The organism is Chamaesiphon sp. OTE_20_metabat_361 (assembly GCF_031364565.1).
In genome coordinates this window covers 1-5,072 of record NZ_JANLWO010000098.1, presented here as the reverse complement: position 1 = coordinate 5,072, position 5,072 = coordinate 1, and the positions used below count along the sequence as shown (strand labels likewise).

Here is a 5,072-nt window from a genome sequence, read left to right as displayed (position 1 = left end):
CACAGCATTAGAGCGAAGTTGCCGATCGATACATTTAGTATAATCTTAATAATAAACATTTGAGATATCCCCATGTCTATAACTATCGAAACCGACCTCAAAGAAATACTTGATAAACTCGATCGGAAAATGGATCGGATGCAAGAAGACATGACAGAACTTAAACTCGGTCAAGCTAAAATCGAAGGTGACATTAAAGCTCTAGATAATAAAGGCTCGATAATTCAGCCAATAATTACGGGTATAACAGTAGCTTTTGTCGGTGGCGGATTATTAGCTCTTTATAAATATTTGCCATAGCAATAAGTAAGAATGTGCAATTATTTATTAAATGTATAATATTTAAAACATATTTATTGAGAAATGCCCACCCTACTGTAGGCTAGATAGTTACTTACACAGCATTCTAGCGAAGTGCCGATCGATACATTTAATATAATTTCAATAACAACCACCATTTGAGATATCGCCATGACTATAACTATCGAAACCGACCTCAAAGAGATACTGGATAAACTAGACCAGAAGATCGATCGACAGTTTGCACAGGTAGATCGACAGTTTGAGAAAATAGACCAGAAAATAGATCGGATGCAAGAAGACATTACCAAACTTCAAATTGGTCAAGCTAAAATTGAAGGTGAGATTAAAGCTTTAGATAATAAAGGCTCGGTAATTCAGCCAATAATTACGGGTATAACAGTAGCTTTTGTAGGTGGAGGATTATTGGCTCTTTATAAATACTTACCATAGCAATAGATAGCTACGCGTAGAAATCAGGATGATGCTTGGCAAAGTTTTGAAGATGCAAGAATTACAGCCGATCTCTAAACTAATATTCACTATTCACTAGACATGGAATTAAAAATCGGCTGGCTCTATCCTACCCTCATGAGTACTTACGGCGATCGCGGGAATGTCATCGCCATCCAACAACGCGCTCAATGGCGGGGAATTAATGTCGAAGTTATCCCCTACGATCGCGATTCTCATCCCGATCTCATCCTCGAAGTTGATATCATGGCTGGCGGTGGTGCCCAAGATCGCCAACAAGAGATCGTCATGCGGGATCTCGCGGGAGCCAAAGCCGCAGCTATTAAAGCGAAACTCGATGCAGGCGCTCCGGGCGTATTTACCTGCGGTTCCCCACAACTATTGGGCAGATTTTACGAGCCGGGATTGGGCGAGAAAATTGAAGGGATGGGCATTATCGATCTGGAAACCAAACATCCCGGCATTGACACCCAGCGGTGTACTGGCAACGTGGTATTTGAGATTACTGCTAAAAGACTCGCTGCCGAACTTACCGAGCTACTCGGCGGGCAGAAACCCATCATCGTAGGTTTTGAAAATCACGGTGGGAGAACCTATCTCGGCCCGAATGCTGAAGCTTTAGGAACGGTAATTAAGGGCTACGGTAATAATGCCACAGACGGCACTGAAGGCGCATTCTATCACAATGCGATCGCGACTTATTCCCACGGGCCACTGATTCCCAAAAATCCGTTTATCGCCGACTGGATGATTAAAACCGCACTCCAGAATAAGTATCAAACCGAAATTAATCTCGCACCATTAGATGACAGTTTAGCCGATCGAGCGCGGGCGGCGATGTTAAAGCGATTGGATATTAACTAAAAAGTTTTGAGGTTTTAGACTTTGGGCTTTGGGGATTGGAAGTTTCACAAATACGGAAATCACATACCAATCCAGCAACGCCACCAACCATAAATCCCCGACTTCTGTCTAGAAGTCGGGGATTGATGAAACTCAGTAACTTTAGTCTGCGTTGACTTCTGGCGAAGACATCGGTAACTCGATTACTTGTTCGCCCTTAGCTGGCATTGCCAAAATCGGGTCGTTCAGTGCCAGCATTAATGGTGCGGGAGTTTTGGCTTTACTCGCTGCAAATTGGAACTGATGGTTATTACCGCCGAACAAACCACTCAATCCAGTCAGAGCTGCTACCAGTGTCGCGGCGATCGTGCCGCCGCCAATCCAAGCGAGTTTGCGGTTGCGCTGGCGATCGATTTTACCAAATACACCAGTTGATAAAGCTTGAGCAGACTGGCTGCTGGGTACGCTCATCTGGGGGAATGCTTGATGAATCTTTTGCATCTGGCGATACTGATGTTGAAACGCAGCATCATTGGCTAGCCAAGCTTCTACTTGCTGGCGTTCGCTGGCTGTGACTTCATCATCCAAATAGGCGCTCAGTAGCTCGAACCGCTCGTCTAAAAGGGCACCAGATCGCTCCCCATCGAAGTTGTCTGTCATGTTCCGATCCTCAATTCTCCTGTGTGTGGCCCAACTTCAAATAGTTTGTAATTTTAGCAAGCTAAATATCAATGTATTACTAATATTCCCCGATTGAGAATATTAGTTACGATTCAAAATAGCCAGTGAGCTGAGACTGCAATCCAGCTCTCGCTCTGGCAATCCGTGATTTCACAGTCCCGATCGAGACTCCGGTTACATCAGCAATCTCTTCGTATGACAATCCTTCGATTTCGCGGAGGACAATTGTCGTGCGGAAGGCGGCAGGTAAATTGGCGATCGCGGCTTTCAATTGGTCGTAAAATTCAACTGTACTCAGATGCTCGGAGGGATTGGGCGTATCGGAGGCGATATCCCACTCGATCGATCCGTCGCCAACATTAATCGGTGCGTCGAGCGACAGCGGTGGCGCGACTCGCTTGCGTTTGCGAAGCTCGTCGTAAAAAAGATTGGTGGCAATCCGACTCAACCACCCCCGGAATTTTTCGGGTTCGTTGAGACTTTTAATATTCTTGTAAACTCGAATCCACACTTCCTGCGCTAGATCCGCTCGATCTTGCCAATCTGGAGCCAAGTGATACAAGATCCGATCCACATGAGACTGATGCCGACGCATTAGTTCGGCCAATGCTGCTCGATCTGCACGTAATCCAGACTGAGCGAGCAAAATTAGCTCATTGTTCGGTAATTTATCTAATTTAGCTACTTGCACTCTGGTTCGAGGGAGGTTTTCCTCAAGCTGGGACCAAGATAGGGAAAGTGATTGACTCATGGTGACTATGGTTGTGCGAGCATCCTCTCCTTCCATGACCATCATTCATCGGGCGATGTTCCCAAATCTCCACTCTTAAGATCTGGGGTGAGAAAACCAACTCTGGTCTTCTCACCCGCTCGGACTTATGCCTTAATCTTGAGAAGTTCGACATCAAATATCAGAGTAGCATTCGGAGGAATCACACCACCAGCACCGCGCGCACCATATCCAAGATCTGCGGGAATAATCAGCTTGCGACGACCGCCCACTTTCATCGTGCTGAGTCCTTCATCCCAACCCTTAATTACTTGACCTTCACCAATCTGGAACTCAAAGGCGGAGTTGCGATCGCGTGAACTGTCAAATTTCTTGCCATTTTCGAGGGTACCAGTATAGTGAACCGATACGGTTTGACCTTTGGCAGGAGTTTCGCCCGTTCCTTCGGCCAGCTCGACGTATTTTAGCCCCGAGGCTGTTGTCACTTGATTTTCGTTATCCATAGCAATTAGGTTGGAGGGTGCGGGTGTAGACTGATTTACAGTAGCAACTGGATTGGTCTGAAGGATGGCTTCGGCAGTTGCATCTGGTGTTCCGACAGCAAACTGAAAGACTAGGATCAGAATACCGCAGCCCAGCATCAATCCTAAACTAACTAAAATTTCTTTCATACTCAATTCAAATTGAACCACTATCTGATTATAGTCATCAGCGGAGAGTGGCACAGCGATCGAGCGATAACTTCAAATCTTGAAATATTACCCTCGACTTACTTCCATAGCTTATTTTCCAGCTCCCGCACTTGACGTTCGAGTCTGTCGATGCGTCCGCGCAGCTCGTCCATTTCGGCTTGACGGGGTACGCCCAAATCCTGCATGGTGTTGCGAATCATCCGCTGCATCTGCACTTCAAAGTGCGCCGGATCGAGCTTCATTTGCCCCATCAGGTCATCGACAAATGATTTGGCTTGGTCGGGATTGATTTTACCTTCTTTGACCCATTGTTCGCTGACTTCGCGGACGCGATCGGCTACCAAGGAGGTAGTACCGATGCCGAGCATCAAAATCTGTTGTAACCAGTTATTGTTGTCCATAGCCTGTATTCGATCGTTATCCTTATTTTAGGCGGCAGGACGATCCTCGATCGGGTAGATATCCGAATATACTCAGTGAGCTTTCTGCATGTTAGCAGGGGGAGGGAATAGGGAATAGGGAATAGGAAATAGCTGGCGTGGGAGATTATTGCGCTCGGGTCTATGATGGCAGTTCGACAACTTGGCTACACCAGTGGTTTTCGAGATTTTGCGACCCCAAAATTGTAAATTGAATTACTGTCTCGGGCCAAATCCACCGAATCTCATTACTAATTTTTTGACGTTTTTGACTCAGCCGCTTATAAATAATTTGATTTTTACATAGTATTTCTAAACTGATGACGATCGAGTTTTGCTCGATCTCTCGAAACAGCGATCGATCGAGCAAAGCGCGGGTGCTACTATTAAACTGATTGTAAAAAAGTCTCAGCCGATCGCCAAAAGTCTCTTCAGTATACAGATCGTCCCAATTTAATGATGGGCAGAATAAATAATCTTCTTCTTCTGGTTCTAAGAAATACATACAAAAGATTTGGTAGTAATGCCACAAGAGGATCGAGCAGATAAGACAGCCTTTTCACCTGTGCTTATTGTCGATGAATCTCATGCGAATTAGATCGGACTTTTGTATGAGATTTGAGTGCTAAATTAGCGACTTTTCCCTGAACCAGCTCAAAAATTATCGCTGGGTTGCAAATTTTGCTGCGGCAATTCCACCCAAAAAGCCAAATAGATTACCTTCCCATGAGATCCCTGGCATGGAAGGGAGTACTCCCCACAAAACGCTACCATAGGTAGTACCGACAAATAGAGCAATAATGCCCGAACTAACGCTGCGATCGAAATAGTAGCGAGCGAGTAGATATCCTAAGTAGCCAAAAATTACCCCACTAGCACCGATATGGACGCTGTTACTAGCGCCAAATAACCAAGTACCCACACCACCCAAAA

Annotated in this window: 9 protein-coding genes; 3 read left to right on the top strand and 6 right to left on the bottom strand. The window is 45.5% G+C overall.

Annotation, left to right across the window (positions count from 1 at the left end):
* The first annotated feature begins 72 nt into the window (after window positions 1–72).
* The 3 genes from RMO35_RS02745 to RMO35_RS02735 all read left to right on the top strand — a co-directional run bounded on the left by RMO35_RS02745 (window position 73) and on the right by RMO35_RS02735 (window position 1,638).
* On the top strand, window positions 73–300 hold the full coding sequence (locus RMO35_RS02745; protein ID WP_309738399.1) for a hypothetical protein: 228 nt from the start codon (window positions 73–75) through the stop codon (window positions 298–300).
* 171 nt (window positions 301–471) lie between these two features.
* Window positions 472–753, top strand: a complete 282-nt coding sequence (locus RMO35_RS02740; RefSeq protein WP_309738398.1) for a hypothetical protein — start codon at window positions 472–474, stop codon at window positions 751–753.
* 102 nt (window positions 754–855) lie between these two features.
* Entirely contained in the window at window positions 856–1,638 is a 783-nt protein-coding gene (locus RMO35_RS02735; protein WP_309738397.1) for a cobalamin biosynthesis protein CobQ, read from the top strand.
* Window positions 1,639–1,779: 141 nt separating this feature from the next.
* Here the strand turns inward: RMO35_RS02735 and RMO35_RS02730 are convergent, their stop codons facing one another.
* The 6 genes from RMO35_RS02730 to RMO35_RS02705 all read right to left on the bottom strand — a co-directional run.
* Entirely contained in the window at window positions 1,780–2,277 is a 498-nt protein-coding gene (locus tag RMO35_RS02730) for a Fis family transcriptional regulator (RefSeq protein WP_309738396.1), read from the bottom strand.
* Between the two features lie 106 nt (window positions 2,278–2,383).
* Window positions 2,384–3,049 (bottom strand): sigma-70 family RNA polymerase sigma factor, encoded by a 666-nt coding sequence (locus RMO35_RS02725; protein ID WP_309738395.1) that lies wholly within the window; start codon window positions 3,047–3,049, stop codon window positions 2,384–2,386.
* A 125-nt stretch (window positions 3,050–3,174) separates the two neighbouring features.
* Entirely contained in the window at window positions 3,175–3,699 is a 525-nt protein-coding gene (locus tag RMO35_RS02720; protein ID WP_309738394.1) for an FKBP-type peptidyl-prolyl cis-trans isomerase, read from the bottom strand.
* Window positions 3,700–3,797: 98 nt separating this feature from the next.
* Window positions 3,798–4,121 carry a phasin family protein gene (locus RMO35_RS02715; protein ID WP_309738393.1) on the bottom strand — a complete coding sequence of 108 codons (324 nt, stop codon included), beginning with the start codon at window positions 4,119–4,121 and terminating at the stop codon, window positions 3,798–3,800.
* Window positions 4,122–4,281: 160 nt separating this feature from the next.
* Window positions 4,282–4,644: a hypothetical protein gene (locus tag RMO35_RS02710; protein WP_309738392.1), complete on the bottom strand. Its 363-nt coding sequence runs from the start codon at window positions 4,642–4,644 to the stop codon at window positions 4,282–4,284.
* Window positions 4,645–4,800: 156 nt separating this feature from the next.
* A partial coding sequence (locus RMO35_RS02705) for a rhomboid family intramembrane serine protease (protein ID WP_309738391.1) occupies window positions 4,801–5,072 on the bottom strand: 272 nt, incomplete at its 5' end.

Excerpts from the sequence above, each read along its gene's own strand:
- RMO35_RS02745 (WP_309738399.1), top strand. The coding sequence starts at position 73 with ATGTCTATAACTATCGAAACCGACCTCAAAGAAATACTTGATAAACTC.
- RMO35_RS02740 (WP_309738398.1), top strand. The coding sequence starts at position 472 with ATGACTATAACTATCGAAACCGACCTCAAAGAGATACTGGATAAACTA.
- RMO35_RS02735 (WP_309738397.1), top strand. The coding sequence starts at position 856 with ATGGAATTAAAAATCGGCTGGCTCTATCCTACCCTCATGAGTACTTAC.
- RMO35_RS02730 (WP_309738396.1), bottom strand. The coding sequence starts at position 2,277 with ATGACAGACAACTTCGATGGGGAGCGATCTGGTGCCCTTTTAGACGAG.
- RMO35_RS02725 (WP_309738395.1), bottom strand. The coding sequence starts at position 3,049 with ATGAGTCAATCACTTTCCCTATCTTGGTCCCAGCTTGAGGAAAACCTC.
- RMO35_RS02720 (WP_309738394.1), bottom strand. The coding sequence starts at position 3,699 with ATGAAAGAAATTTTAGTTAGTTTAGGATTGATGCTGGGCTGCGGTATT.
- RMO35_RS02715 (WP_309738393.1), bottom strand. The coding sequence starts at position 4,121 with ATGGACAACAATAACTGGTTACAACAGATTTTGATGCTCGGCATCGGT.
- RMO35_RS02710 (WP_309738392.1), bottom strand. The coding sequence starts at position 4,644 with ATGTATTTCTTAGAACCAGAAGAAGAAGATTATTTATTCTGCCCATCA.